27 protein-coding genes are annotated in these 25,360 nt (G+C 66.1%); 9 read left to right on the top strand and 18 right to left on the bottom strand.

Translation table 11 applies throughout. From position 1 onward, the window contains the following. Positions 1 to 45 precede the first annotated feature (45 nt). From BST27_RS20910 to dxr, 4 genes are read right to left on the bottom strand one after another with little or no spacing between them, the layout of a single operon-like run. The gene (locus BST27_RS20910; RefSeq protein WP_069418936.1) at positions 46 to 900 is read right to left on the bottom strand and encodes a GNAT family N-acetyltransferase; all 855 of its coding nucleotides are present in this window, start codon (positions 898 to 900) and stop codon (positions 46 to 48) included. A 60-nt stretch (positions 901 to 960) separates the two neighbouring features. Continuing rightward, complete coding sequence (ispG, locus tag BST27_RS20905; protein WP_069418964.1) at positions 961 to 2,133, bottom strand: flavodoxin-dependent (E)-4-hydroxy-3-methylbut-2-enyl-diphosphate synthase; 1,173 nt, start codon at positions 2,131 to 2,133, stop codon at positions 961 to 963. Positions 2,134 to 2,152: 19 nt separating this feature from the next. Beyond that, on the bottom strand, positions 2,153 to 3,367 hold the full coding sequence (locus BST27_RS20900) for a M50 family metallopeptidase (RefSeq protein WP_069418935.1): 1,215 nt from the start codon (positions 3,365 to 3,367) through the stop codon (positions 2,153 to 2,155). Between the two features lie 7 nt (positions 3,368 to 3,374). Next, positions 3,375 to 4,568, bottom strand: a complete 1,194-nt coding sequence (gene dxr, locus BST27_RS20895) for a 1-deoxy-D-xylulose-5-phosphate reductoisomerase (protein ID WP_069418934.1) — start codon at positions 4,566 to 4,568, stop codon at positions 3,375 to 3,377. 168 nt (positions 4,569 to 4,736) lie between these two features. On the opposite strand from dxr, the gene BST27_RS20890 reads away from it, so the two are divergent. From BST27_RS20890 to BST27_RS20875, 4 genes are all read left to right on the top strand, one after another. Then, the gene (locus tag BST27_RS20890) at positions 4,737 to 5,402 is read left to right on the top strand and encodes a fasciclin domain-containing protein (RefSeq protein ID WP_069418963.1); all 666 of its coding nucleotides are present in this window, start codon (positions 4,737 to 4,739) and stop codon (positions 5,400 to 5,402) included. Positions 5,403 to 5,541: 139 nt separating this feature from the next. Then, positions 5,542 to 7,290 (top strand): cytochrome c biogenesis protein DipZ, encoded by a 1,749-nt coding sequence (locus BST27_RS20885; protein WP_069418933.1) that lies wholly within the window; start codon positions 5,542 to 5,544, stop codon positions 7,288 to 7,290. Positions 7,291 to 7,382: 92 nt separating this feature from the next. After that, complete coding sequence (locus BST27_RS20880) at positions 7,383 to 7,964, top strand: fasciclin domain-containing protein (protein ID WP_069418932.1); 582 nt, start codon at positions 7,383 to 7,385, stop codon at positions 7,962 to 7,964. Between the two features lie 113 nt (positions 7,965 to 8,077). Further along, on the top strand, positions 8,078 to 8,332 hold the full coding sequence (locus BST27_RS20875; RefSeq protein ID WP_069418931.1) for a DUF2631 domain-containing protein: 255 nt from the start codon (positions 8,078 to 8,080) through the stop codon (positions 8,330 to 8,332). A gap of 93 nt (positions 8,333 to 8,425) precedes the next feature. Here BST27_RS20875 and BST27_RS20870 read toward each other — a convergent pair whose 3' ends face one another. The 6 genes from BST27_RS20870 to pyrH form a co-directional block, all read right to left on the bottom strand. After that, positions 8,426 to 9,295 (bottom strand): cytochrome c biogenesis CcdA family protein, encoded by an 870-nt coding sequence (locus BST27_RS20870; RefSeq protein WP_069418930.1) that lies wholly within the window; start codon positions 9,293 to 9,295, stop codon positions 8,426 to 8,428. 12 nt (positions 9,296 to 9,307) lie between these two features. Further along, on the bottom strand, positions 9,308 to 9,817 hold the full coding sequence (gene dsbE, locus BST27_RS20865; RefSeq protein ID WP_069418929.1) for a disulfide bond-forming protein DsbE: 510 nt from the start codon (positions 9,815 to 9,817) through the stop codon (positions 9,308 to 9,310). A gap of 435 nt (positions 9,818 to 10,252) precedes the next feature. Further along, entirely contained in the window at positions 10,253 to 11,347 is a 1,095-nt protein-coding gene (gene rlmN, locus BST27_RS20860; RefSeq protein ID WP_069418928.1) for a dual-specificity RNA methyltransferase RlmN, read from the bottom strand. Between the two features lie 49 nt (positions 11,348 to 11,396). Then, on the bottom strand, positions 11,397 to 12,311 hold the full coding sequence (locus BST27_RS20855) for a phosphatidate cytidylyltransferase (RefSeq protein WP_069418927.1): 915 nt from the start codon (positions 12,309 to 12,311) through the stop codon (positions 11,397 to 11,399). A gap of 32 nt (positions 12,312 to 12,343) precedes the next feature. Beyond that, the gene (frr, locus tag BST27_RS20850; protein WP_069418926.1) at positions 12,344 to 12,901 is read right to left on the bottom strand and encodes a ribosome recycling factor; all 558 of its coding nucleotides are present in this window, start codon (positions 12,899 to 12,901) and stop codon (positions 12,344 to 12,346) included. Positions 12,902 to 12,968: 67 nt separating this feature from the next. Then, on the bottom strand, positions 12,969 to 13,736 hold the full coding sequence (gene pyrH, locus BST27_RS20845; RefSeq protein ID WP_069418925.1) for a UMP kinase: 768 nt from the start codon (positions 13,734 to 13,736) through the stop codon (positions 12,969 to 12,971). Between the two features lie 216 nt (positions 13,737 to 13,952). Between pyrH and mbp1 the strand changes: the two genes are divergently transcribed. Beyond that, a complete protein-coding gene (gene mbp1 / locus BST27_RS20840; RefSeq protein WP_069418924.1) occupies positions 13,953 to 14,189 on the top strand; it encodes a microaggregate-binding protein 1 in 237 nt (78 codons plus the stop codon). A gap of 213 nt (positions 14,190 to 14,402) precedes the next feature. Next, on the top strand, positions 14,403 to 15,113 hold the full coding sequence (locus BST27_RS20835; RefSeq protein ID WP_069418923.1) for a winged helix-turn-helix domain-containing protein: 711 nt from the start codon (positions 14,403 to 14,405) through the stop codon (positions 15,111 to 15,113). Between the two features lie 4 nt (positions 15,114 to 15,117). Here BST27_RS20835 and BST27_RS20830 read toward each other — a convergent pair whose 3' ends face one another. Then, positions 15,118 to 16,053, bottom strand: a complete 936-nt coding sequence (locus BST27_RS20830; protein ID WP_069418922.1) for a lysophospholipid acyltransferase family protein — start codon at positions 16,051 to 16,053, stop codon at positions 15,118 to 15,120. A 144-nt stretch (positions 16,054 to 16,197) separates the two neighbouring features. Further along, positions 16,198 to 16,803, bottom strand: coding sequence for an MPT63 family protein (locus tag BST27_RS20825; protein WP_069418921.1), 606 nt, complete (start codon positions 16,801 to 16,803; stop codon positions 16,198 to 16,200). A gap of 500 nt (positions 16,804 to 17,303) precedes the next feature. Here BST27_RS20825 and BST27_RS20820 point away from each other — a divergent pair, with 500 nt between their 5' ends. Both BST27_RS20820 and BST27_RS20815 read left to right on the top strand, forming a co-directional pair. Continuing rightward, positions 17,304 to 17,492: a hypothetical protein gene (locus BST27_RS20820; RefSeq protein WP_069418920.1), complete on the top strand. Its 189-nt coding sequence runs from the start codon at positions 17,304 to 17,306 to the stop codon at positions 17,490 to 17,492. A gap of 57 nt (positions 17,493 to 17,549) precedes the next feature. Further along, positions 17,550 to 17,969, top strand: a complete 420-nt coding sequence (locus BST27_RS20815; RefSeq protein ID WP_069418919.1) for a MarR family winged helix-turn-helix transcriptional regulator — start codon at positions 17,550 to 17,552, stop codon at positions 17,967 to 17,969. A 28-nt stretch (positions 17,970 to 17,997) separates the two neighbouring features. On the opposite strand, the gene BST27_RS20810 is transcribed toward BST27_RS20815, so the two are convergent. Genes BST27_RS20810 through rpsB form a run of 3 tightly spaced genes read right to left on the bottom strand, consistent with a single transcriptional unit; the run spans position 17,998 to position 21,076 of the window. After that, positions 17,998 to 19,416, bottom strand: coding sequence for an amidase (locus BST27_RS20810; RefSeq protein WP_069418918.1), 1,419 nt, complete (start codon positions 19,414 to 19,416; stop codon positions 17,998 to 18,000). A 6-nt stretch (positions 19,417 to 19,422) separates the two neighbouring features. Further along, positions 19,423 to 20,238 (bottom strand): translation elongation factor Ts, encoded by an 816-nt coding sequence (tsf, locus tag BST27_RS20805; RefSeq protein WP_069418917.1) that lies wholly within the window; start codon positions 20,236 to 20,238, stop codon positions 19,423 to 19,425. A gap of 13 nt (positions 20,239 to 20,251) precedes the next feature. Next, the gene (gene rpsB / locus BST27_RS20800; RefSeq protein ID WP_069418916.1) at positions 20,252 to 21,076 is read right to left on the bottom strand and encodes a 30S ribosomal protein S2; all 825 of its coding nucleotides are present in this window, start codon (positions 21,074 to 21,076) and stop codon (positions 20,252 to 20,254) included. A gap of 309 nt (positions 21,077 to 21,385) precedes the next feature. On the opposite strand from rpsB, the gene BST27_RS20795 reads away from it, so the two are divergent. After that, complete coding sequence (locus tag BST27_RS20795) at positions 21,386 to 21,865, top strand: murein hydrolase activator EnvC family protein (protein ID WP_069418962.1); 480 nt, start codon at positions 21,386 to 21,388, stop codon at positions 21,863 to 21,865. Between the two features lie 5 nt (positions 21,866 to 21,870). Here the strand turns inward: BST27_RS20795 and BST27_RS20790 are convergent, their stop codons facing one another. The 3 genes from BST27_RS20790 to BST27_RS20780 are packed head-to-tail and all read right to left on the bottom strand — an operon-like array spanning position 21,871 to position 24,809. Next, on the bottom strand, positions 21,871 to 22,767 hold the full coding sequence (locus BST27_RS20790; RefSeq protein ID WP_069418915.1) for a tyrosine recombinase XerC: 897 nt from the start codon (positions 22,765 to 22,767) through the stop codon (positions 21,871 to 21,873). A 33-nt stretch (positions 22,768 to 22,800) separates the two neighbouring features. Continuing rightward, positions 22,801 to 23,961 (bottom strand): alpha-hydroxy-acid oxidizing protein, encoded by a 1,161-nt coding sequence (locus tag BST27_RS20785; RefSeq protein ID WP_069418914.1) that lies wholly within the window; start codon positions 23,959 to 23,961, stop codon positions 22,801 to 22,803. After that, the gene (locus BST27_RS20780; protein ID WP_069418913.1) at positions 23,961 to 24,809 is read right to left on the bottom strand and encodes a siderophore-interacting protein; all 849 of its coding nucleotides are present in this window, start codon (positions 24,807 to 24,809) and stop codon (positions 23,961 to 23,963) included. The genes BST27_RS20785 and BST27_RS20780 overlap by 1 nt, the downstream gene beginning before the upstream one ends. Positions 24,810 to 25,360: the final 551 nt, after the last annotated feature.

Raw genomic sequence — 25,360 nt, 5'->3', positions numbered from 1 at the left:
CGAACCGTTACGTCGAGGTTTATTCGCGGCCGAGTTGGTCGCGGGCTAGTCCAACAGCACGGTGGCGAACGTGCCGACCTCTTTGAAGCCGACGCGCGCGTAGGCCGCCCGCGCCACCGTGTTGAAGTCGTTCACATACAGGCTGGCGATGCGTCCGCTCCCGACGATCACCGCTGCCAGCGTGGCCGTGCCCGCGGTGCCGAGCCCCAGACCACGCCACTCGGGATGCACCCAGACGCCTTGAATCTGGCCCACCGTCGGTGATTGCGAACCCACCTCGGCCTTGAACACGACCTGGCCGTGCTCGAAACGTGCCCAGGCCCGGCCAGCGGCGATCAGGTTGGCCACCCGGCGACGGTAACCGCGACCGCCGTCACCCAGCCGCGGGTCCACACCCACTTCGCCGATGAACATGTCGACGGCTGCCACCAGGTAGGCGTCGAGTTCCTCGGGTCGGACCTGTCGCACTTCGGTGTCGAGCGCGCAGTTGGGGTGGCTGTTGAGGGCCATCAGCGGCTGGTTGTCACGGACATCGCGCGCCGGCCCCCAGGCCGATTCCAGCCGCCGCCACATCTGCAGCACCAGGTCGGCCCGTCCCACCAACGACGAGCAGCGCCGCGTCGTGCTCATCGCCTCGTCGGCGAATGCGTTGAGATCGATGAGGCCACCGCGCAGCGGGATCAGGTTGGCACCCGCGAAGCAGAGCGACTCGTCGACACCCCGAACGGTCCACAATTCGCCGCCAATCGCATTGGGCTCGATGCCGTAGTCGGCGACCCGAGCGGCGACCATGCAGGCCTCGACCGGGTCGGCGCCGAGAACCCGCCATACGGCGGCGGCATCGCGGACCACGGACACCCGCCGTTCGCCGATGAGGCGCATGATGGGCGGAGCCGACATTCTGGAACTCTCTGCGCTAGAACTCTGGATGAGAACGGGCGGCCGTGAATTCGGCCACCATTAGCTTACGGTGACAATTGGCGAACCGCTCGCAGTCGAACCAGGATCGTGATCGTTCATTTCACCCATTTCGTACGCGAGTCGCATCGCCTCTTCGATGAGCGTTTCGACGATCTGCGCTTCCGGCACCGTCTTGATCACTTCGCCTTTGACGAAGATCTGGCCTTTGCCGTTGCCCGAGGCCACACCCAGGTCCGCCTCGCGCGCCTCACCGGGGCCGTTGACGACGCACCCCATCACGGCCACTCGCAACGGCACGTCCAAGCCGTCCAGGCCGGCCGTCACCTCGTTGGCCAGGGTGTAGACGTCGACCTGGGCGCGGCCGCACGACGGACACGACACGATTTCCAGTCCCCGCGGACGCAGGTTCAGCGATTCCAGAATCTGCGTGCCGACCTTGACTTCCTCCACCGGAGGGGCCGACAACGAGACCCGGATGGTGTCACCGATTCCCTTGGACAACAGCGCGCCGAAGGCCACCGCGGACTTGATGGTGCCCTGGAATGCGGGACCGGCCTCAGTGACGCCCAAATGCAGGGGGTAGTCGCACTGTGCGGCCAATTGCTCGTAGGCGGCGACCATGACGACGGGGTCGTTGTGCTTGACGCTGATCTTGATGTTGCCGAAGCCGTGCTCCTCGAAGAGCGAAGCCTCCCAGAGCGCTGACTCGACCAGGGCCTCGGGCGTGGCCTTGCCGTACTTCTGCATGAACCGCTTGTCCAGGGAGCCGGCGTTGACCCCGATGCGGATCGGGATATCGGCGGCGGCCGCGGCCTTCGCCACCTCCCCCACCCGGCCATCGAATTCCTTGATGTTGCCGGGGTTCACCCGTACCGCCGCACACCCCGCGTCGATGGCGGCGAAGATGTACTTCGGCTGGAAGTGGATGTCGGCGATCACCGGGATCTGGCTGTGCTTGGCGATCTCGGCGAGCGCGTCGGCGTCTTCCTGACGCGGGCAGGCGACTCTGACGATGTCGCAGCCGGCCGCCGTCAACTCGGCGATCTGCTGCAGGGTCGAGTTCACGTCGTGCGTCTTGGTGGTGCACATCGACTGCACCGCAATCGGATGATCACTGCCGACCCCGACGTCGCGGACCATCAACTGACGCGTTTTGCGCCGAGGGGCCAGCGTGGGCGCCGGGGGCTGCGGCAGGCCCAGGCCAACAGTCACTGCCATGCCTTCTTTCTGGCTATTGGAATAGCCGAATCGGATTGACCAGGTCAGCGGTGACGGTCAACAGCATGTACCCGACGACGAAAACCAAGACCACATAGGTCGCGGGCATGAGCTTGAGGTAGTTCACCGGAGCGGCAGCCGCCTTGCCGCGTGCCGACCGGATGGAATTGCGGATCTTCTCAAAGATCGCGACGGCGATGTGCCCGCCATCAAAAGGCAACAACGGCAGCAAATTGATGGCTCCCAGCACCAGGTTCAACTGGGCCAGGAAGAACCAGAACGCCACCCAGAGCCCATGGTCGACGGTGTCGCCGCCGATGATGCTGGCGCCCACCACGCTCATCGGTGTTTCCGGGTCACGCTGCTCGCCGCCGATGGCATGCACCAGAGCACCGACCTTGGTCGGAATCTTGGCGATCGCCTTGCCTACCTCCATGGTCAGGTCGACGGTGAATCCGATGGCGCCGGGCAGCGCGGTGATCGCGTTATAGTGCCTGGGCCCGACGTGTTGCGCGGCGACGCCGATGGCGCCGACGTTGGCGGCCTCGAGTTGTTTGCCCTCGTTGTTGGGGATATAGCGCTGAGTGCTCTGGACGTTGACGTAGAGCGTGATCGGGGTGCCGTTGCGTTCGACGACGATCGGAACACTGCCGTGCTCCTTGCGTACGGCGGCGGCCATTTCCTCGAACGTGGACACCGGCTTGTCGCCCACTTTGACGATGACATCGCCTGGGCGAATTCCCGCCTGCGCAGCCGGGCCGTCGCCGTTGCACTGCGCGAGTTGCCCTGGGGCTGTCTCCGCCGCGACACACCCGGTTTCGCCGATGATGGCCTTAGTGGGCGGGTGCAGGTTGGGCAATCCCCAGATCACCGCGATGAAGTAGATCAACACCAGGCAGATGACGAAGTTCATGCCGGGTCCGGCGAACAACACCGCGACCCGTTTCCAGGTCTTCTGCTGGTACATCGCGCGCTCGTGCTCGTCCTCCGCGAGTTCCTCGACCGGGGTCATTCCGGCGATGTCGCAGAAGCCACCCAGCGGGACGCCCTTGACGCCGTATTGGGTTTCGCCGCGCCGGGTCGACCACAGCGTGGGACCGAAGCCGACGAAGTAGCGGCGCACCTTCATACCGGTGGCGCGCGCCACCCACATATGACCGCACTCGTGCAGGGCCACCGAAACCAGGATGGCCAGCGCGAAGAGCACTATGCCGACTATGAACATCATCGAGGTGTCAGGACCTTTCTAAAGCCATGCGGGAGACTGCGGCGACCGCGCGTTGCGCTCGGTCTCGGGCCCAACGCTGCGCCTCCAGTACCTCATCCACGTTAGCTGGTTCCGAGGCCCACTGGTCGGCAGCTTGCAGCACTTCAGCGATGGTGCCGACGATCGCCGGGAATCCGATCCGCCCGGCCAGGAAGGCTTCGGCGGCTTCTTCGTTGGCGGCGTTGTAGACCGCGGTCAGGCAGCCACCGCGTTCGCCTGCCTCGCGGGCCAGGTCGACCGCCGGGAACACCTCGGCGTCCAGCGGCTCGAACTCCCATGTCGATGCGGTGGTGAAGTCGCAGGCAGCGGCCGCGCCGGGGACCCGCCGCGGCCAGCCCAACGCCAGCGAGATCGGCAGCTTCATATCCGGCGGGCTGGCCTGGGCGATGGTCGAGCCGTCGACGAAGGTGACCATCGAGTGCACGATCGACTGCGGGTGTACGACGACCTCGATGCGGTCGTAGGGAATGCCGAATAACAAGTGGGTCTCGATTAGCTCGAGCCCCTTATTGACCAGCGACGCCGAGTTCAGCGTGTTCATCGGACCCATCGACCACGTCGGATGGGCTCCCGCCTGTTCGGGGGTCACGTCCTCGAGGTCCGCCGCCGACCAGCCCCGAAACGGACCGCCCGAGGCGGTGAGCACCAGCTTGGCGACTTCGTCGGCGGTGCCGCCGCGCAGACACTGGGCCAGAGCGGAGTGCTCGGAGTCGACCGGCACGATCTGACCGGGCTGGGCCGCCCGCAGCACCAAGGGGCCGCCGGCGACCAGTGATTCCTTGTTGGCCAGGGCCAGGCGCGCACCCGAGGCGAGCGCCGCCAGGGTCGGCCGCAGGCCCAACGCCCCCACCAGGGCGTTGAGGACGACGTCGGCCTCGGTGTTCTCCACCAGCCGGGTCACGGCCTCGGGTCCGCAGTAGGGGATGTCGCCGGCCAGCCGTGCCGCGTCGTCGTCGGCGACGGCAACATTGGTCACCCCGGTCTCGGCCCGTTGGCGTAGCAGCGTGTCGAGGTTCTTGCCGCCGGCGGCCAGACCCACTACCTCGAAACGGTCCGGGTTCGCGGCGATGACTTCCAGCGCCTGGGTACCGATCGAGCCGGTGCTGCCCAGCACCAGCACCCGCACACGGCGCTCGGGCCACTCATCGGTCGGGGTGGTCACTCTCCCATTGTGCCGCTTGGCGGCGCCAAATTGCGGATCCCCGAAGACGAACCCCAAGACGAAGAAGTGCCGTCCGGACCCATCTATGACCCCGGTCACTCCGAATCACTTGTGTTCAACCAGCAGGACGGCACCAAAAGCCGTCAACAGCAAAGGAATCAACACGTGATGAGGAAAATGCATGCCAAGACAGTCGCGGCGGCGGGCCTTGCAGCGATGGCCATCGCGGGATTGGCGGGGTGTTCGGACACCAAACCCGCAGCGCAGAACGCCGGCAGCCCAGCACCCGCGGCGATGAGCGCGTCGCCGGCCGCCGGAACACCCGCGATGGCCGATCCCGCGGCCGATCTCATCGGTCCCGGGTGCTCGCAATACGCGGCGCAGAATCCGACGGGTCCGGGGTCGGTGGCCGGAATGGCGCAGGACCCAGTCGCGACCGCCGCATCCAACAACCCGATGCTCACCACGCTGACCTCAGCGTTGTCGGGCAAGCTGAACCCGAACGTCAACCTCGTCGACACCCTGAACAGCGGCGAGTACACCGTCTTCGCACCGACGAACGCCGCCTTCGACAAACTTCCCGCGGCCACCATCGAACAGCTCAAGACGGACGCCAAGTTGCTCAGCAGCATCCTGACCTACCACGTGGTGAACGGTCAGGCGAGCCCGAGCAAGGTCGACGGCACCCACAAGACGCTTCAGGGCAGCGACGTAACGGTGAAGGGCGGCGGCGACTCGCTCATGGTCAACAACGCGGGGCTGGTGTGTGGAGGGGTACACACCGCCAACGCGACGGTGTACATGATCGACACGGTGCTGATGCCTCCCAGCTAGCACCGAGCTAGCACCGTCCCCTGTTACGGCGAAGCAGCCCGTCCCCACGGGCTGCTTTGTCGTTTCTGTGGTTGCCGGCATGTGCAAACCTGTTGTCGGCCTGCCCAATCCGCGCCGGGCCCGGCAACGAATAGTAGATATGTTGACCCTCGCACTCGTCGGCTTCCTCGGCGGCCTCATCACTGGAATATCGCCATGCATCTTGCCGGTGCTGCCGGTGATCTTCTTCTCCGGCGCTCAAAGCGCCCCTGGCTCGGCGGCGAAACACGAAGGCGCCGTTGCCGTTGAAGCAAAGACCAAGAAGCGCTCGTTAGCGGCCGCGTTGCGCCCCTACCGGGTGATCGGCGGACTGGTGCTCAGCTTCAGCGTGGTCACCCTGCTGGGCTCAGCACTGCTGACGGTGCTGCACCTTCCGCAAGACGCCATCCGCTGGTTTGCGTTGGTCGCCTTGGTGGCGATCGGCGTTGGACTCATTTTCCCACGCTTTGAGCAGCTGCTGGAACGGCCGTTCTCGCGCATCCCGCAGAAGCAATTCGATTCCCGTGGCAGCGGTTTCGGGTTGGGTCTGGCGCTGGGTGTGCTGTATGTCCCGTGCGCCGGCCCGGTCCTAGCCGCGATCGTGGTGGCCGGGGCCACCGCGACGATCGGGGTGAGTACCGTCGTGCTCACCGCGGCCTTTGCGATCGGTGCCGCGCTGCCGCTGTTGTTCTTCGCCCTGGCCGGTAAGCGGATAGCGGAGCGGGTGAACGCCTTTCGGCGACGCCAGCGCGAGATCCGCATCGGCGCAGGCATAGTGACGATCCTGCTCGCGGCCGCGCTGGTGTTCGACCTACCCGCGATGTTGCAGCGCGCCATTCCCGACTACACGGCATCGCTGCAGGACAGGGTCGGCGGATCGGACACCATTCGGGAGAAACTGAACCTCGGCGGCATCGTCAACGACCAGAACGCGCAGTTGTCGAACTGCAGCAATGGCGCCCAGGAACTCGAAAGTTGCGGCACTGCACCGGATCTCAAGGGTATCGAGGCGTGGCTCAACACACCGGACGGGCGGCCCGTCACCTTGGAGTCCTTGCGCGGCAAGGTCGTTTTGATCGACTTCTGGGCGTACTCGTGCATCAACTGCCAACGGGCCATCCCGCACGTCGTCGGCTGGTATCAGGCTTACAAGGACAGCGGTTTGGAAGTCATCGGAGTGCACACCCCCGAGTACGCGTTCGAGCGGGTCACCGGCAACGTCGTCAAAGGGGCGGCCGATCTTGGCATCACCTACCCGATTGCGCTGGACAACGGCTATTCCACCTGGACGAACTACCGCAATCGCTACTGGCCGGCGGAGTATCTGATCGACGCCAGCGGCACCGTCCGTCACATCAAGTTCGGCGAGGGCGACTACGACGGCACCGACGCCCTGATTCGGCGGTTGCTGACCAACGCCAAGCCCGATGTCAAGTTGCCCAAGCCGGTCGAGGCGCCCGACATCACCCCACGCACCGTTCTGACGCCCGAGACGTACCTCGGGGTCGGCAAGGTGGTCAACTTCGGCGGCGGTGGCGTGTACGACGAAGGGTCAGCCGCGTTCGCTTACCCGCCGGATCTGCCGGCTGACAAGTTCGCGCTGAGCGGGCGCTGGTCGCTGGATTATCAGGGTGCAACGGCCGACACCGAATCCTCGGCGATCAAGCTGAACTACCACGCCGCCAACGTCTACATCGTGGTCGGCGGGACCGGGACCCTGACGGTGCTGCGGGACGGAAAGGAAACCACCGTGCCGGTGAGCGGTCCGCCCACCTCGCACCAAATTGCCGCTGGTGGTGCGCAGCGCGCCGGCACGGTCGAGGTGCGTCCCAGTAAGGGACTGCAAATTTTTTCCTTCACTTACGGCTGATCACCAACCGCGGGCACACCGGCTCCGAAGCACTTATGTCGGGGACCCAGCGGACCGGCGCCAGCCGTCCAAGAACTAAGGAGCGAACACCCATGAAACTGCAAAAGACACTGCCGGCAACCGGTTTCGCAGCCGCTGGCCTGATGGCCCTGGCGGTGGCCATGTCCCCGGTCGCGTCGGCAAGTGATCCGGTCGGTCCGGGTTGTGCCGACTACGCCGCGGCCAATCCGGCGGGGCCGGCCTCGGTGCAGGGCATGTCGCAGGTGCCGGTCGCCGTGGCGGCGTCGAACAATCCGTTGCTGACGACGCTGACGTCGGCGCTGTCCGGCAACCTCAATCCGCAGGTGAACCTGGTCGACACGCTCAACAACGGGCAGTACACGGTGTTCGCGCCCACCGACGCGGCCTTCGCGAAACTGCCGGCCGCCACCATTGAGCAGCTCAAGACGGACTCGGGACTGCTGAACAGCATCCTGACCTACCACGTCGTCTCCGGCCAGGCGAGCCCAGCTCAGGTCGTCGGCACCCACAAGACCCTGCAAGGCGCCAGCGTCGCCGTGACCGGAGCCGGCAACAACCTGCGGGTCAACAACGCGGGCGTGGTCTGCGGTGGTGTGTCCACGGCGAATGCGCAGGTGTACATGATCGACACCGTGCTGATGCCGCCGGCCTGAATCCCCAGCTGATCCCTTCCGGTGCGGACCGGATTGCGGGCAAACCCGCGTGTGCCAGAATGTTGACGCAGTGCATGTCAGTTCGCAGTCCAGTCCAAACCGGAGGGATCGCTGTGGCCAGTACCGAAGTGGATAAGTTCAACGGCGTGGACCCCGCCGAGGTGCCGTCCGCAGCGTGGGGTTGGAGCAAGATCAACATTCGCACCTGGCACCTCACCGGCCTCTTCATCGTCGGCTTTCTGCTGGTGATGCTGCGTGGCAACCACGTCGGCCACGTCGAAGACGTCTTCCTGATTGTGTTCGCCGCACTCGCACTGTTCGTTCTGGTCCGCGACTGGTGGGGCCGTCGCCGCGGCTGGATCAGGTAACACGCACCGGGTCTGCCCGGTGAATCTCGACGCCTACGGCAACGTCTCAGCTGCTGTTGTGCGCCGACACCCTTGTCCAGGGCGTGTCTGCCGTCAGCGACGTGCCCGACCGTAGCGGCTGCGGTACCACGAACCGGCGAACGCGCCGATGACCAGCACCGCCAACGCCAGTAGCCATGGCCACCCCCCGTGGTTGTGGATCCAGCCGGCCACCAGACCCTGGAGTCGTCCGGCCGCGGAGATCACCGCATCGTTCGGATTCGCGCTGGCGCCAGTGATCAGGCGCAGCTCGTAGACCCCGTAGTAGCCCACGTACAAACCGACTACCACCAGCAGCACACCGCTTGCTTTGTTGACGAACGGCAGGATCCGGCGCAGCCGGTCCGCCACCGCCGAACTCGCCGTCGCCGCAGCGATGGCAAGCACGCCGACCACCAGGGTCAGACCGCCGACGTAGGCGAGATAGATCGCCACACTTCCGATCACCGAGCCGCCACGAAGGCCGGCCCCGGTCACCGCGAGGAAGGGCCCGATGGTGCAGGACAGCGACGCGATCGCATAACTGACGCCGTAGCCGTACATGGAGCCGATCCGCACGGTCGGCGCCCATTGCGTGCCAAGCGATTTCGGGGCCAAGCCGGCCAGCTCACGTCCCGACAGCAGCCAGACCCCCAGGGCAACGAGCACCACACCGATCAACACCGTGACATAGGGGAGGTATCGCTGCACCGTCGAGGCTGCCGAGATCGTCAGCGCCCCGAAGAGACCGAACACCGTCAGGAAGCCGAGCGCCATTCCGACGGTGGCCGCCAGCGCTCTACCGACCGCGCTGAGGGGGCTGGATTTTTCGGCGGACCCACGGACCACCAGCAGCAGGTATGCGGGCAACAAGGCGAATCCACATGGGTTCAGCGCGGCTACCAATCCAGCGGCGAACGCCAAACCGATCAGGGCAATATCCACGGGAGGGCGGCCTCAGCGGGTGAGAGCTGCGACTCGGCCGGACAGTTCGTCCTGGGATATAGCAGACGTGGTGTTGTTGACGAAGGTCGAGGACCCATCGGCGCGGTAGAACACCCAGGCCGGCTGCCACGGCACGTTGTAGCGAGCCCAAATCGCGCCATCGGCGTCATTGAGGTTGGTGAAGTTCAGGCCGTACTTCGACACGAAGCCCTGTATGGCGGCCGGGTCGGAATGGGCCGCGATGCCGACGAAGGTGACCGCAGGATTGGCGGCCGCCACTTTGCTGATGGCGGGAGCCTCCGCGTTACAGAACGGGCACCACGGCGTCCAGAACCACAACACCGCCGGCTTTCCCTGCAGACTGGCGCCGTCGAACGGGGCACCGCTGAGGGTGGTTCCGGTGAAGTTCAGGCGGTCATCGGCGGCAGACGCACGGGGCGGGGTCGCCAAACCGCTCATCAAGGCAACCGTGGCTGCCACCGCCGCGATAATTCGGAGCAGTGACACCGGACGAAAGCTCATCAAGGACTCCTTTGCTGTGGATATGCCTTGATGACGGAATCCCCGGCCGCTCGGTTCATCACCAAGAAGCAACAATTTGCGCTCCAGCTACCCGCCTTCGGCGGCCAGCTGTCCGCAGGCGGGACCTGATTCGCCTGCGCTCCAGCTACCCGCCTTCGGCGGCCAGCTGTCCGCAGGCTGGACCTGATTCGCCTGCGCTCCAGCTACCCGCCTTCGGCGGCCAGCTGTCCACAGGCTGGACCTGATTCGCCTGCGCTCCAGCTACCCGCCTTCGGCGGCCAGCTGTCCACAGGCTGGACCTGATTCGCCTGCGCTCCAGCTACCCGCCTTCGGCGGCCAGCTGTCCACAGGCTGGACCTGATTCGCCTGCGCTCCAGCTACCCGCCTTCGGCGGCCAGCTGTCCACAGGCTGGACCTGATTCGCCTGCGCTCCAGCTACCCGCCTTCGGCGGCCAGCTGTCCGCAGGCGGCGCTGATCTCTCTGCCGCGAGTGTCCCGCACCGTACACGAAACCCCTTGCGCACGAATGCGTTTGACGAATTCCCGCTCCACCGGCTTGGGGCTCGCATCCCAGTCGCTGCCCGGCGTCGGATTGAGCGGAATCAGGTTCACGTGGACCAGCGGCCCGAGCGCCCGGTGCAGCCGCTTGCCCAGCAGATCTGCCCGCCACGGCTGGTCGTTGACGTCGCGGATCAGCGCGTATTCGACCGATACCCGCCGGCCCGTGACGTCGGCGTAGTACCGAGCGGCGTCCAACGCCTCGCTGATCTTCCACCGGTTGTTGACGGGCACAAGCGTGTCGCGCAGTTCATCGTCGGGCGCGTGCAAGGACAGCGCCAGCGTCACACCGAGCCGTTCGTCGGCAAGCTTGCGAATTGCCGGGGCCAGACCGACCGTCGATACCGTCACCGAGCGCGCCGAAATCCCGAAGCCGGACGGCGGAGGTTCGGTGATGCGTCGCACCGCCGCCACCACCCTGGCGTAGTTGGCCAGCGGCTCCCCCATGCCCATGAAGACGACGTTCGACAGCCGATCCCCGAAATCGTCGCGTAGCGCGGCGGCGCCGGCACGCACCTGTTCGACGATCTCGGCCGTTGACAGGTTGCGGGTCAATCCGCCCTGGCCCGTGGCACAGAACGGGCAGGCCATGCCGCAGCCGGCTTGCGACGAGATGCACACGGTATTGCGCTGGGGGTAACGCATCAGCACCGACTCCACCGTGGCGCCGTCCAAGGCCCGCCACAGTGTCTTCCGTGTCTGACCGGCATCGCATGTGACGTCACGCGCCGGGGTGAGCAGCGTCGGGAACATCGACTCGGCGATCTGCTCGCGAACGGCGGCGGGAAGGTCCGTCATCTGCCGCGGATCGGCAATCAGTCGCCCGTAGTACTGGTGCGCGAGTTGCTTTGCCCGGAAGGCCGGCAGGCCCAGCTCGGCCACCGCCGCCGCGCGGCCCGCCGCGTCGAGGTCCGCTAAATGCCGCGGCGGTTTCCCCCGACGCGGTGCCTCGAACACCAGTTGTTGAGCCATGACCCGTCCATTATCGTCGCGTTTCGCCGCATTGCGGTCAGGGCAAGCGTCAGGGCAGCAATGTCAGGACGGTCCATGCGGCCACCGACGACGGCAGCACACCGTCGAGACGGTCCATCAAGCCACCGTGACCGGGCAGCAACCGACCCATGTCTTTGATGCCCAGGTCGCGCTTGACCTGCGACTCCACCAGGTCGCCGAGCGTGGTGGTGACCACGAACAACAGCCCCAGCAACGCGCCAACCCACGGCTCCTTGTGGGCCAGGAAGGTGACGGTAAGCACAGTCGCAGTGATTCCGCAGACCAGTGAACCGGCGAAACCCTCCCAGGACTTCTTCGGACTGATCGCGGGAACCATCGGATGCTTACCGTAAAGGGCTCCTACCGCGTATCCGCCAGTGTCGGAGCTCACCACCGCGATCATCATGCAGAACACCCAGTTCGAACCGTGCCGCGGGTCGTACAGCATCGCGGCAAAGGCCGCGAACAGGGGGACCCACGCACAGAGAAAAATCGTGGCGGAAACGTCCCGCAAGAAATTGCTCGATGACGGCGGACCTTCACCGTTGTGCTCGCGGGCATCTTGCATGAACAACCGCCAGATCATGCAGACCACGACCATGCCGCCGAAGCCCGCCAGCGCGCCCTTGGCGTGATACGGCCAGGTCAACCAGACGGTGGCCTGTCCCCCGACCAGCAACGGGATAACCGGGATCAGATATCCCGCTTCCCGCAGCCGCCGAACCACCTCATGGCTTGCTACCAGGGCTGCCCCGGCGCAATAGAACATCCAACTTTGCGGGACGAGTACCAACGTCGCAATGAGGACGGCGCCAATGCCGGCGCCTACCGCGATCGCGGCGGGCAGGTTACGTCCAGCCCTCGACGTCTTCTTGGCAGGCTGCGACGATCCGTTCGCCGGTTCGTCGGGGTGGGTGCCGGCGCCGGCATCGGTACTTGTCACGGAAGTCAATGAACTCGGCTACTGAGTGGTCCCTAGACCTCCAGCAGCTCGCCTTCCTTGTGTTTGACCAGCTCATCGATCTGGGCGACGTACTGGTGCGTGGTCTTCTCGAGGTCTTTCTCGGCCCGAGTCACCTCGTCTTCCCCGGCGTCGCCGTCCTTGCGGATGCGGTGCAGTTCTTCCATCGCCTTGCGACGGATGTTGCGTACCGAGACCTTCGCTTCCTCGCCCTTGTGCTTGGCCTGCTTGACCAACTCCCGGCGGCGTTCCTCGGTGAGCTGAGGTACCGCGACCCGAATCAGGGTGCCGTCATTGGTGGGGTTGACGCCCAGGTCAGAGTTGCGAATCGCCGTCTCGATCGCGTGCAGTTGGCTGGCTTCATAGGGCTTGATCACCACCAGCCGCGCTTCGGGCACATTGATGCTGGACAGCTGGGTGATCGGCGTCGGCGAACCGTAGTAATCGATCGAGATCCGGGCGAACATGCCCGGGTTGGCGCGCCCGGTGCGGATGGTTGACAGGTCATCACGGGCTACCGCCACGGCTTTTTCCATTTTCTCTTCGGCGTCGAAGAGAGCCTCCTCAATCATTTCCGCGTATTCCCCTCATCGCTGCGCTGTGCATGTCATTGGCGCCAATCATGTGCGCGGTTTTCGCTCAGGTGGTAACCAGCGTTCCGATCTTCTCACCAGAGACCGCTCGCGCGATATTGCCATCGGTCAGCAGGTTGAACACCAAGATCGGCATGCCATTGTCCATACACAGGCTGAACGCGGTGGCATCGGCCACCCGCAGCCCCCGGTCGATCACCTCGCGGTGGCTGATCGCGGTCAACAGTTCCGCATTGGGGTCAACCCGCGGATCCGCGGTGAACACGCCGTCGACGGCTTTGGCCATCAACACGACGTCCGCGTCGATCTCCAGGGCCCGCTGCGCCGCCGTCGTGTCGGTGGAGAAATACGGCAGCCCCATGCCGGCGCCGAAGATCACCACCCGGCCCTTTTCGAGGTGGCGAACCGCCCGCAACGGGAGGTACGGCTCAGCCACCTGCCCCATGGTGATCGCCGTCTGAACCCGAGTGACGATGCCTTCCTTCTCCAGAAAATCCTGCAGAGCAAGGCTGTTCATCACCGTGCCGAGCATGCCCATGTAGTCCGACCGGGTGCGCTCCATACCGAGTTGTTGCAGTTGCGCGCCGCGGAAGAAGTTGCCGCCACCGATCACGACCGCCATCTGCACGCCGTCGCGGACCACGTCTGCGATCTGCCGAGCCACCTGGGACACCACGTCGGGATCCAGCCCGACCTGCCCGCCACCGAACATCTCGCCGCCGAGCTTGAGCAACACTCGTGAATACCGCGACGAGGAACGGGAAACTCGGTCGGTCCGCCCGCCGTTCGTGCTCGTTGGCTCGGTTTCCGTCATCAGACTCCTCGCATGACAGTGCCATCCCGGCAACCACCCGGAACGGCATCTCACATCCTGCCTCATTGCCAGGCTTCATTGTGGGCCGGGTGCTTTAGCTGACCTGCTACCGCCCCCACCGAGCCGGCATGTTTGACCGCGGAACGGTTTGGGAATCGTTTCAACGCGGCGGTGCACCGCCCGACGGACCAGATTCCATCATCGAGGAGAGTTCACATGGGCGACAACAAGTCAGGTCCCGCCGAGGCCGTCAAAGGCGTCGTCGAGGAAGTCAAAGGCAAGGCGAAGGAAGTCGTTGGCACCGTGACGGGCCGCGGCGACCTCATCAACGAGGGCGAAGCCCAGCAGGACAAGGCAGAAGCGCAGCGCGACGTCGCCAAGAAGGAAGCCCAGGCGGAAGCCGCCCGCGCTGCGGCCGAGACGGCCGAGCAGCGCCAGAAGTCACACCAATAGCTTGTCGGAACGATGGGCCCGGTCTGTGGGGACAGGCCGGGCTCATCGGCTTTCCTGTGAATTCACGCCGCTTTCCTGTGAATCCACAACGCGGTGCCACCCTTTTGCATAGTTGCGCCCTGTATTGGGTACTCCGCGCTGCGCTAGCAGTCATCTCCCAAGGAGGTGCCTACAAAGTAGTGGGACCCTGTTGAGGGGTTGGGAGATGTTGTCGTGGAAGTCCTTCTGGTTAGTAACGATGCCGACTTCGTGTCAGGGTTACCGACGTTGGACTCGTTCGCGCAAATCATTCGGCGCTTGCCCATAGACGCCCACAACCTGCCGGGTGGCGAACCCGACATCGCGATCATCGACGCGCGCACCGACCTTGTGGCGGCCCGTCGTGCGTGCCGTCGATTGACGGCCAGTACACCGGCATTGGCCCTGGTCGCCGTGGTGGCGCTGGCCGACTACGTCGATGCCGACATCGACTGGCAATTCGATGACGTGCTGCTGGGCGCTGCCAGCGGTGTCGAGTTGCAGACCCGGCTGCGCTTGGCAATCACCCGTCGTCGCAGCGCTTCGCAGGGCACCCTGCAGTTCGGCGACCTGGTGCTGCACCCGGACCGCTACACCGCCACCCGGAACGGGGTGGACCTGGGACTCACACTGACCGAGTTCAAACTGCTGAACTTCCTTGTAGAGCACGCTGGGCGGGCATTCTCTCGGACCCGGCTGATGCGTGAGGTGTGGGGCTATGACTCCCAGACGCGGGTCCGAACCGTCGACGTCCATGTCCGACGACTGCGCGCCAAGCTGGGACCCGACTACGAGTCGATGGTTGAGACCGTGCGCGGCGTCGGCTATATGGCGGTGACGTCGCCACAGCCCAGGTGGGCTTTCACCGAGCCGCCCTTGCTTGCCGACGGGTCGGTCGCGCGATAGCCGCTCAGGCGAACACCGGCAACGCGCGCTTGCGCGCCAACGCGTCCATCCCCCGTTGGATGCTGTCCTGCACCTCGTGGTACTTCGCCTCGACGTAGGCTTCGTCCTCGGCGCGGTCGGCATCGCTGTCCAGTTCGACCGTGGGCATGAAGCGGGTTCTGATCTTGGCCGGTAGCGGTAGCTGCGGCAGTGCCGCCGGCGCGATCCCCCAAGGCAGCGAGATCGCCAGCGGGAACACCTTGAGCCGCAGCAACCGATCGAGTCGCAGCGTGTGCGATAACCGGTCGCCGCGGATCAGCACGGGCATGGCATCGGCGCCGCCGACCGTCGCGATCGGCACGATCGGCACCCCGGCCCGGATCGCCATCTTCACAAACCCCGTGCGCCCCGCCAGGTTGGCGCGGTCGCGCTCCCGCCAGGGCCGCAACGAGTCCACTTCGCCGCCGGGCCACAGCGCCACATCCCGGCCTTCGGCCAACGCGGTGGCGATAGCGTCCGGGGCAGCGGGCAGGACACCCATGGACCGGAAATAGCGACCAAAGCCCGGTATCGCCATCAGCGCGTCGTGGGCCGTCCCGTGCAGCGGACGTTCCGGGCCGAACCGCCGCCACCATTGCAGGCCGACGGTCCAGGCGTCCCACACGAACGGTGCTCCGGAGTGGATGCCGATCAGCAGCGCCGGCGGTTGCGGGATGTTCTCCCAGCCGTCGATCTCCATCCGAAACCAATAGTCCACCAAGAAGTTCCAGAAGAACTTCTGGCGTTGCATCGTGGTTTCGTCCTGACCTTCGAGATCCCAGTCGCCGGCACGTCTAGCCACCCAGCCGCTCACCCCGCCGTCCTGCTTGGCGCGCTTTTCCTGCATGGACTGGCGGGCTTGATCGGCGTGGTCTTGAGCTTGTTCGCGGACTTCGGGTGGCCGGTGATCGGAACGGGTCATTGGTGGTGCATACCCGATCTGGCAGCAGCGATCACGTCCCAAGTACCCAAAAAAAACGACCTCCCCGCGTCGACATTGACGCGGGGAGGTCCGGTGGGCCGCTATGGGCCCGCAGGGGCGTGAGTTGTTAGCGAATTACGCGGCTCATGCGCCTGACGTTTCGCCGGTTCCCTCAGTTGCCGGGGTCACGGAGCCGGTCCCGTTGGGCGCCGGGGCCATGCCGCCAGTTCCCTCAGGAGCAGGGACGGTGCCCGCGCCCGGAACCGTGTTGCTCACGTTGTTCGTCCAGATCAACACGTCCTGGACGCCGTCGTTGTACACGACACCGTTCGGCGGCGCGCCGGTCACGTCGAAGTAGACCTTGCCGGAGGCCTGGCCGCCCTGCGGGATGGGCGCCGGGTTAAGCCCCTCGGGCGCCGGCGTGGTGTTGACGACCTGGTAGTTCTGGCCGGTCGCCGTCCGCGCGTGGAACGACGAGACCAGTGGGGTCACCGTGCCGCTGGTGGCCGCCGCCGTCACGTCGGCCTCCCACAGCTGCCCCTTCGGGGTGTAACCCGGAATGGTCGTACTGCTCTGCTCCAGGTTGCTGACCGTGTAGGCGGTCACCATCGGACCACTAGCGATCGGTGCACTGGTGCCGAACTGGTGAATACTCGGAGCAGCCATTGCTGGTGCCGCGCTGAAAGCGGCTGCGGCAGCAATTCCTACCGCTCCAATGGTCGTTTTGACTGCTGTCTTGGTGAATTTCATACAGACTCCCTCCGTATTGAGTCGCTTGCGATTCCTCGCCGGCGCAGTGTGCGCAGTTCAAATGCGAGGACCCACCCCTGCCCTGTCCCATAGCCATTGCCCCCCGGCCTCAAACATGAGCGGACCCTGCGCGGGTGGTGGCCCCGTGGGCTCGTCCGTCCGACCTGCGCGTTCTGCGGTGAATGCACTTGGTAGTGACGAAGCCCATACGTCCAGCGCAGGTGCCAGTCGCGACGTGATTGGGCGTGCCTAGCGCATTTTGATGGAGCGTTTCGACATCGCTGCCGTCGAATTATTGATTTGCTGGCGCGACGCTCCCAAGAATTCAATACGCCGTCTTCGAACTCGCCCAGCGAGTGGTCAAGACGCAGCTTCCACGGCAGCAGCCAACGTCGTCGTAAGTCCTGTTCTTGCCGGTGGGGCCGCACTGCGGGGTCAGGAAAAGTTTGCGGAGGGGGCGGTTCGGGTAACCACCCGCCCGCACGAGAGGGACAATTGCCATGATCGACACCGCTTCGAGTGCCCCGAACACCGCATCGAAGTTGCTGCGGCAGCTCGACGCCAACCACGAGCCGGCCACCAAACAGCTCGCCGTGATCAGGGCCTGGCTCGCCGACAACACGCCGACGTCCGCGCTCAAGTGCAGCCTGATCGCCAACGGATACGGCTTACTGCTCAAAGGCCACTGAGCGTCAGGACCACCGAGCGTTAGGCTTCGCCCTCCCCTATATGTCAAGATCCCTGACATGGGTCAGGCCGACGACGCCCCGCTGGGCTACCTGCTGTATCGGGTGGGGGTGGTGCTGCGGCCAGAGGTTTCCGCGGCGTTGGGAACGCTCGGCCTCACGCTTCCCGAGTTCGTCTGCCTGCGCATCCTTTCGCAATCGCCGGGTTCGTCCAATGCCGAACTGGCCCGCCGCGCGGGCGTGTCGCCGCAAGCCATGAACACGGTGCTGCGCCGGTTGGAGGAGATAGGGGCAGTGGGCCGGCCCGCGACGGTGTCCTCTGGTCGCTCGCTGCCGGCGACACTCACCGCCGAGGGACGCAAATTGCTCAAACGCGCTGAAAACGTGGTGCGCGGCGCCGATGCCCGCATCCTCGCCCGCCTCAGCGAGGCTGAACAACGCGACTTCAAGCGGATGCTTGAACTGCTGGGATCGGACTGACGCCCCGTTTCCCGTCCGCGCAGTCCGCTCAGTCCTGGATACGGGCCGGCGGATGGGCCTCTTCGAGTTCGAACGCCAATTCCAGCAACCGCGCCTCGTGGCCGACCTCGGCCGAAAGCATCATCCCCACCGGTAAGCCGTCCGCGTCGTTGGCCAGGGGCAGCGAGATCGCGGGGTCGCCGGTGACATTGTGGAGCGGCGTGAACGCCACCCAGTCGGTCAGCCGGTCGAGGAGTTGCTGGTAATCAGTGGGTGCCAGGTGTCCGATCGGCGGGGTCACGTCGGCGAGCGTCGGCGTGAGCAGCACATCATAGGTACCGAACAGCCGCACGGTGTGCCGTCGCGTCCTGCGCAGGCGGGCGATCGCTACCGGGAGCCGGTGCATGTTGGTGCGGGCGCGGCGCGCGAGTCCCAACGTCAGCGCGTCCAGCCGATCGCGGTCGAAACTAGCGCCGAATGCGCGACGCCCGACACCGATCTGCCCGAGCGCCAGCAGGCCCCAGTACAGCTTGAAATCGTCGCCGAAACTGGCCGGCACGGGAAGCGTGTCGACGTGCTCGACTCGGTGGCCCAGCTCCTCGAGCAGTGCCGCCGTCTTCAACGTCAGCTGCTTGACTTCGGGGCTGGCCTCCCGCTCCACCGAACGCGTGATCACGCCGATCTTCAGGCGCCGCTCACCCGGTCGCGTGATGTCGCCGATCGGCGGCAGCTTGGGGTTGCGCCAGATGCGCTCCGCCTCACGAAATATGGCCGCGGTGTCGCGCACAGAGCGGGTGACCACCCCATTGGCGACGACGCCCACCGGCAACCGTCGAAACTCCGGGTCCAGCGGCAATCGACCGCGGGACGGTTTGAGCCCGACCAGCCCGTTGACCGCGGCCGGGATCCGGATGGAGCCGCCCCCGTCATTGGCGTGTGCGATCGGCACGACGCCGGCCGCAACGAATGCGCCCGACCCCGACGAGGAAGCACCCGCGGTGTGGTCGGTGTGCCACGGATTGCGGACCGCCCCCAGCCGGGGGTGTTCGGCGGACGCACTGAAGCCGAATTCCGACAGCTGCGTCTTGCCAAGCGCGATCAGCCCGGTATCCAGCAACAGTCGGGTGATCTCGCTGTCTTTGGGCGCCGGGAACGGCTGCCACGCATCGGTTCCGTGCATCGACGGCACGCCGGCGACATCGACGTTGTCCTTGATGAAGGTCGGTACACCGTCGAAGAAGCCGCCGTGGGGACGTGGGCCGCGCTTCTCCTGGCGCGCCTGATCGCGCGCACTGTCGAAAGCCGCGTACGCCAGGCCGTTGAGCTTTGGATTGACGGCCTCGGCGCGTGCGATGGCCGCCTCGACGACCTCGGCCCGGCTGACCCGGCCCGAGCGGATCTCTTCGGCGAGAGCGATCCCGTCGAGATCGCCGAGCGCGTCGTCCCCGAAGGCGTGTACGCGTGCCATGGCGCGCTAGGCCTGGCCCACCTCGAAGCGAACGAACCGGGTCACAGTCACGCCTGCCTCGTCGAGCAGGGCCTTCACGGTCTTCTTGTTGTCAGACACCGACGGCTGCTCGAGCAGCACGGCGTCCTTGAAGAAGCCGTTGAGCCGGCCCTCGACGATCTTGGGCAGTGCCTGCTCGGGCTTGCCCTCGGCCTTGGCGGTTTCCTCGGCGATCCGGCGCTCGCTGGCCACCACGTCCTCCGGGACGTCGTCGCGGGACAGGTAGCGGGCCTTGAGCGCGGCGATCTGCAGTGCGGCGGCGTGGGCCGCCTCTGAGTTGTCGCCCGTGTACTCGACGAGCACACCCACCGCGGGAGGCAGGTCGGCGGCCCGCTTGTGCAGGTAGGCCTCCACGGTGCCGTCGAACTGCGCCACCCGACGCAGTTCCAGCTTCTCACCGATCTTGGCCGACAGCGCCGCGATGGCCTCCTCGACAGTCTGGTCTCCAACACTGGCGGCTTTGAGCGTGTCCACATCCTTGGCCTTGGAAGCCACGGCGGCGTCGACGATCTTGTTGGCCAGCTCTTGGAATTCGGCGTTCTTGGCGACGAAGTCCGTCTCGGAGTTCAGCTCGATCAACGCGCCGCCCTTGGCGGCGACCAGACCTTCGGCCGTCGCGCGCTCGGCACGCTTGCCGACGTCCTTGGCGCCCTTGATGCGCAGCGCCTCTACGGCCTTGTCAAAGTCGCCGTCAGTCTCCACCAGTGCGTTCTTGCAGTCGAGCATGCCGGCACCGGTCAACTCCCGAAGTCGCTTGACGTCGGCAGCGGTGTAGTTCGCCAATGGTCAGCCTTTCTTAGGACGCGTCTGTGGTTGTGTCGGGCGCGGCGGCCGGTTCGGCCGTGGCCGTAGCGGAGGCCAGCAATTCCTGCTCCCATTCGGCCAGCGGCTCGGCGGCTTCGGCCTCGGGCTTGCCGTCGCCGCGGCCCAGGCCGGCGCGGGCCTGCAGCCCCTCGGCGACCGCGGAGGCGATCACCTTGGTCAGCAGCGCGGCCGAGCGGATCGCGTCGTCGTTGCCCGGGATCGGGTAGTCGACCTCGTCGGGGTCGCAGTTGGTGTCGAGGATCGCGATCACCGGGATGCCCAGCTTGCGGGCCTCGCCGACGGCGATGTGCTCCTTGTTGGTGTCGACGACCCAGATAGCCGAGGGCACCTTGTTCATGTCCCGGATACCGCCGAGGCTGCGCTCCAGCTTGTTCTTCTCGCGGGTCAGGCCCAGGATTTCCTTCTTGGTGCGGCCTTCGAAGCCACCGGTCTGCTCCATGGCCTCGAGCTCCTTGAGGCGCTGCAGCCGCTTGTGCACGGTGGAGAAGTTGGTGAGCATGCCGCCCAGCCAGCGCTGGTTCACGTAGGGCATGCCGACGCGGGTCGCCTCGGCGGCGACGGACTCCTGCGCCTGCTTCTTGGTGCCGACGAACAGCACTGTCCCTCCGTGGGCGACGGTTTCCTTGACGAACTCGTACGCCTTGTCGATGAAGGTCAGCGTCTGCTGCAGGTCGATGATGTAGATGCCGTTGCGGTCGGTGAAGATGAACCGCTTCATCTTGGGATTCCAGCGACGGGTCTGGTGCCCGAAGTGGGTGCCGCTGTCAAGCAGCTGCTTCATGGTTACGACAGCCATAGTGAGGCCCATATCCTTTTGTGTCGGTTGTCGCCCGGCGTCGGGTGATGCCGGGCCCTGGCGTCTGCTGCGATGCCGAACCCGTATCCATCCCTCCTGACAGGAGGCCGGCCACGGGACCGCTCGGCATGCCGTTGCGGGTCCCCGAAGTACTGGGCCGCGATGCAGGCGCGCGAAGTCAGCCCGCTTTACGAGCTGCGTCGTGCAGTTTACACCGAGTTTTGTTGTCCCCAGAACACGCGCGGCTGAGTGGCCGCGCGAGGGTCGATCCGTTGCACTGAGCGAGTGCGACGGGGGCCGCTGCCGACACTGTTCTGGGCGTTGCTGACTCTGGTCAGTGCGTCGCCGGCGGATGCGGCCGGACCCAGGCTGGCTTGGCCGCTGCGTCCACCCCCGGCGGTGGTGCGCGGGTTCGACGCTCCCTCGCCCAACTGGACTTCCGGCCACCGGGGTGTGGACCTCGCCGGCGTGCCGAACCAACCGGTGTACGCCGCGGGCGAGGCGACGGTGATCTACGCCGGGCCGCTGGCGGGCAGGCTGGTCGTGTCACTGGCCCACCCCGGTGGCCTGCACACCAGCTACGAACCCGTCCAGCCCAACGTCCGGGTTGGCCAGGTGGTGGACGCAGGGTCGGTGCTCGGTGTGCTTATGGCTGGGCATCCCGGTTGCCCGGCGTCCGCGTGTCTGCACTGGGGGGCCATGTGGGGTCCGGCTTCCGAGGCGCAGTATGTCGACCCGGTCGGGCTGTTGGCGTCGACCCCGATCCGGCTCAAGCCGTTACACGGCTGACGCGGCTATGCACGCGGATGGGCCTGATCGTGCACGGCCCTCAGCCGCGAGACCGCGACGTGGGTGTACAGCTGCGTGGTGGCCAGGCTGGAGTGCCCGAGCAACTCCTGGACCACGCGCAAATCGGCGCCGCCTTCGAGGAGGTGAGTTGCCGCGCTGTGGCGCAGTCCGTGCGGGCCCATGTCGGGAGCGCCGTCGACCGCACTCACGGTCTGATGCACCACGGTTCGGGCCTGACGCACGTCGAGTCGCCGGCCGCGAGCACCGAGCAGCAGCGCCGGGCCGGACTCCGCGGTCGCCAGCGCCGGGCGTCCATCGCCGAGCCAAGCCCGCAGCGCTTCCGCGGCCGGATTCCCGTAGGGCACCGTACGCTGCTTGTTGCCCTTGCCCAGGACCCGCACCAGCCGGTGCCGGGTGTCGACATCGTCGATGTCCAGCCCGCACAGCTCGCTGACCCGGATTCCAGTGGCATACAACATCTCGACGATCAACCGGTCTCGCAGGGCGATCGGATCGCCTTGCTCGGCACCGAGTTTCGCCGCGGTCATGGCCTGCAAGGCCTGATCCTGGCGCAGCACCGCGGGCAGCGTCCGATGGGCTTTGGGCGTCTGCAGCCGGACGGCGGGATCTGTGGCAAGTATTCCGCGCCGCACAGCCCAGGCGGTGAACGCCTTGACCGCCGAGGTGCGCCGGGCCAACGTGGTGCGCGCCGCGCCCGCGCCGGCCGCGGTCGCCAGCCAGGACCGAAGTAGCGGCAGGCTCAGGGCCGTCAGGTTGGCACCGCGGTCGTCAAGAAACGCGAACAACGAGCGCAGGTCGCCCAGATACGCGCGACGGGTGTGCGCCGAGCGACCGCATTGCAGCGCCAGGTACTCGTCGAATTCCTCGAGGACGGCCTCCACTCCCCCACCGTCGCAGGTGCGACGTGGCGAAGGTCAGTAGACGCGCCGCAATGTTTCCGGGGTGAGATCTTTGCGGTTGGGATAGCCGTCGACCGCCATGATCAGGTCGGCCTCGGCCAGCAACATGCGCAGCACGTGCACGATCCCGTCGACCCCGCCGAGTGCCAGACCGAACGCGTAGGGGCGTCCCACCGCGACGGCGGTGGCCCCGAGCGCCAACGCCTTCACGACGTCGGCGCCGTGGCGAATGCCGGAGTCGAACAGCACCGGCAGCCCGTCGGCCGCTTCTACCACTCCCGGCAAACATTCCAGCGAGGGCAGGCCGCCGTTGGCTTGTCGACCGCCGTGGGTGGAGACGTAGATGCCGTCCACACCGCCGTCTTTGGCACGCCGCGCGTCGTCGGGGTGGCAGATGCCTTTGAGGATCAGCGGCAGGTCGGTCAGCGAACGCAGCCACGGGAGGTCTTGCCAGGTGAGGGGGCCGCCGAAAATCTGGGCCCAGCGCAGCGTCGCGCCCTGCAGGTCTTCCTCCGGTGGGCGCTGCAGGCCGGCCCGAAAAACCGGATCGCTGAAGTAGTTGGCCAGGCAATGCCCGCGCAGCTGGGGGAAATTGGAGGTGCTCAGGTCGCGGGGCCGCCAGCCGGTGACCCAGGTGTCCAGGGTGACGATGATGCCCTTGTAACCGGCCGCTTCGGCACGGTTGACCAGGCTGGCCGCGACCTCGCGATCGGTCGGCGGATACAGCTGAAAATATCCGGGGGTATCGCCGAACTCGGCGGCAACGTCTTCCATCGGGTCGACCGTCAACGTCGACGCGATCATCGGCACGCCGGTACGGGCCGCTGCGCGCGCGGTGGCCAGGTCACCGTGGCCGTCCTGGGCGCAGAGTCCGATGACGCCGATCGGCGCCATGAGCAGCGGGGAGGGCAGGGTCAGGCCGAACAGGTCGACGGACAGGTCGCGTTCGGTGGCGCCCACGAACATGCGGGGTATCAGGCCCCAACGATCGAAGGCCTCGCGGTTGGCGCGTTGGGTGCGTTCGTCGCCCGCGCCGCCGGCGACGTAGGACCAGACCGACGGTGGCATCGCCGCTTCGGCCTTGGCCTCCAACTCCTCGAAGCTCATCGGCAGCTGGGGCACCACCCCGGCGAGGCCCTTGAAGTAGATCTCGAGTTGGTAGTCGCCGTACGCCATCAAGTCCCCGATTCTTCTCGAGCCAGTTCCTTTTTCCACTCCCGGAACGACTCCTCGGTACGACCGCGTCGCCAGTAGCCGGAGATCGATGAGGCCCACTTCGCTTCCACGCCGCGCTCTTTGCGGATGTAGGGGCGCAGGTTGTGCATGACCGCCTGCGCTTCACCGTGGATGAACACCTGAACCTGCCCGCCGAGCCAGGGTGTGGTGGTGACCGCCTCGATCAGGGGCGCGTGGTCGCCCGCGCGGTCCTCGGGAACCAGATCGGCCCGACCACCCCGGTAGACCCAGTTGACGTCGACGGATTCGGGCGCGGTCAAGGGGATCTCGTCTTCGGGGCCGGCGACTTCGATGAAGGCCTTGCCGACCGCGTCGGCAGGAAGCGCCTCCAGCGCCGCTGCGATGGCGGGCAGGGCGGATTCGTCACCGGCAAGCAGGTGCCAGTCGGCGTCGGGGTCGGGCGCGTAGGCGCCACTGGGGCCCATCAGGTAGATGGGCTGGCCGGGTTGGGCGTTGGCCGCCCACTGACCGGCGACCCCGTGTTCGCCGTGCACCGCGATGTCGATCACGATCTCCCGGGCCTCTTTGTCGACCCGACGAACGGTCAAGGTACGAACCGGCGGCCGCTTCTCGGGTGGCAGCCCGTTGAAGCTGTCGGAGGTCAACGGCTGCGGCAACTCAGCCACGTCGATGTCGTCGGGAACGAAGACCAGCTTGACGTAGGAATCGGTGAAGCCGTTGGGCACGAAGGTGTCAAAACCACTACCGCCGAGGCGCACCCGGACCATGTGCCGGGTGAGTTGCTCGGTACCGACGACTTCAAAGCTCTGTACGGGTCGACCCGCCACGTGTCCTCCTGTCCAGACCCCGACCGCCGTTGACTATACGAGTCGCGAGCGATGCGCCATCGGCCGTCGTCACGCTCGACCAGGCCGGCTACCTCGAGTAATGCCAGCGCCCGGAAACCTGCTCTGGCTTCGGTGATACCGGCTCTGGCGTCGGCGCCGATGCCACCGCGATGTGTCCGACGATGCCCCCTGCGGCTGAGGACGAACGTCTCCCAGCCCCGCCAGTGTGCAATGTGCTCACCGAGGCCAGTGTGTCCAGTGGGCAGATTGCCCTTGAACTCGGTGCCCGCGACCTGAATCCTCGCAGTCACGCCATCGGCCGGCGGTACCCCTTTTTCAAGTTTCAGAGTCAGGATCACCCATTCCGCGCTATCGAGCGGACCGGGTGAGAGAGCTCCTCGCACGACCACGGCTGACGGCTGCCCTGGTGAAGGTCGTGTTAGGAGGCGGCAGTGTCCTTTGTTGTGGTAGCAGCCGACTCGTTGACAACGGCCGCAGCCGATGTCGCACGAATTGGCTCCTCACTGAGCGAGGTCACTGCGGCAGCCGCC

The sequence above is a fragment of the Mycobacterium intermedium genome (assembly GCF_002086275.1).
GTDB classification, from domain to species: domain Bacteria; phylum Actinomycetota; class Actinomycetes; order Mycobacteriales; family Mycobacteriaceae; genus Mycobacterium; species Mycobacterium intermedium.
This window is presented reverse-complemented; position numbering and strand designations above follow the sequence as displayed.

What these genes read in the sequence shown, in the direction of transcription:
- BST27_RS20890 (WP_069418963.1), top strand. Translation starts at nt 4,737, where the DNA reads ATGAGGAAAATGCATGCCAAGACAGTCGCGGCGGCGGGCCTTGCAGCG.
- mbp1 (WP_069418924.1), top strand. Translation starts at nt 13,953, where the DNA reads ATGGGCGACAACAAGTCAGGTCCCGCCGAGGCCGTCAAAGGCGTCGTC.
- pyrH (WP_069418925.1), bottom strand. Translation starts at nt 13,736, where the DNA reads ATGACGGAAACCGAGCCAACGAGCACGAACGGCGGGCGGACCGACCGA.
- rlmN (WP_069418928.1), bottom strand. Translation starts at nt 11,347, where the DNA reads ATGGCTCAACAACTGGTGTTCGAGGCACCGCGTCGGGGGAAACCGCCG.
- BST27_RS20825 (WP_069418921.1), bottom strand. Translation starts at nt 16,803, where the DNA reads ATGAAATTCACCAAGACAGCAGTCAAAACGACCATTGGAGCGGTAGGA.
- frr (WP_069418926.1), bottom strand. Translation starts at nt 12,901, where the DNA reads ATGATTGAGGAGGCTCTCTTCGACGCCGAAGAGAAAATGGAAAAAGCC.
- rpsB (WP_069418916.1), bottom strand. Translation starts at nt 21,076, where the DNA reads ATGGCTGTCGTAACCATGAAGCAGCTGCTTGACAGCGGCACCCACTTC.
- BST27_RS20910 (WP_069418936.1), bottom strand. Translation starts at nt 900, where the DNA reads ATGTCGGCTCCGCCCATCATGCGCCTCATCGGCGAACGGCGGGTGTCC.
- BST27_RS20820 (WP_069418920.1), top strand. Translation starts at nt 17,304, where the DNA reads ATGATCGACACCGCTTCGAGTGCCCCGAACACCGCATCGAAGTTGCTG.
- BST27_RS20815 (WP_069418919.1), top strand. Translation starts at nt 17,550, where the DNA reads ATGGGTCAGGCCGACGACGCCCCGCTGGGCTACCTGCTGTATCGGGTG.
- BST27_RS20830 (WP_069418922.1), bottom strand. Translation starts at nt 16,053, where the DNA reads ATGACCCGTTCCGATCACCGGCCACCCGAAGTCCGCGAACAAGCTCAA.
- dsbE (WP_069418929.1), bottom strand. Translation starts at nt 9,817, where the DNA reads ATGAGCTTTCGTCCGGTGTCACTGCTCCGAATTATCGCGGCGGTGGCA.
- BST27_RS20810 (WP_069418918.1), bottom strand. Translation starts at nt 19,416, where the DNA reads ATGGCACGCGTACACGCCTTCGGGGACGACGCGCTCGGCGATCTCGAC.
- BST27_RS20785 (WP_069418914.1), bottom strand. Translation starts at nt 23,961, where the DNA reads ATGGCGTACGGCGACTACCAACTCGAGATCTACTTCAAGGGCCTCGCC.
- BST27_RS20885 (WP_069418933.1), top strand. Translation starts at nt 5,542, where the DNA reads ATGTTGACCCTCGCACTCGTCGGCTTCCTCGGCGGCCTCATCACTGGA.
- BST27_RS20880 (WP_069418932.1), top strand. Translation starts at nt 7,383, where the DNA reads ATGAAACTGCAAAAGACACTGCCGGCAACCGGTTTCGCAGCCGCTGGC.
- BST27_RS20900 (WP_069418935.1), bottom strand. Translation starts at nt 3,367, where the DNA reads ATGATGTTCATAGTCGGCATAGTGCTCTTCGCGCTGGCCATCCTGGTT.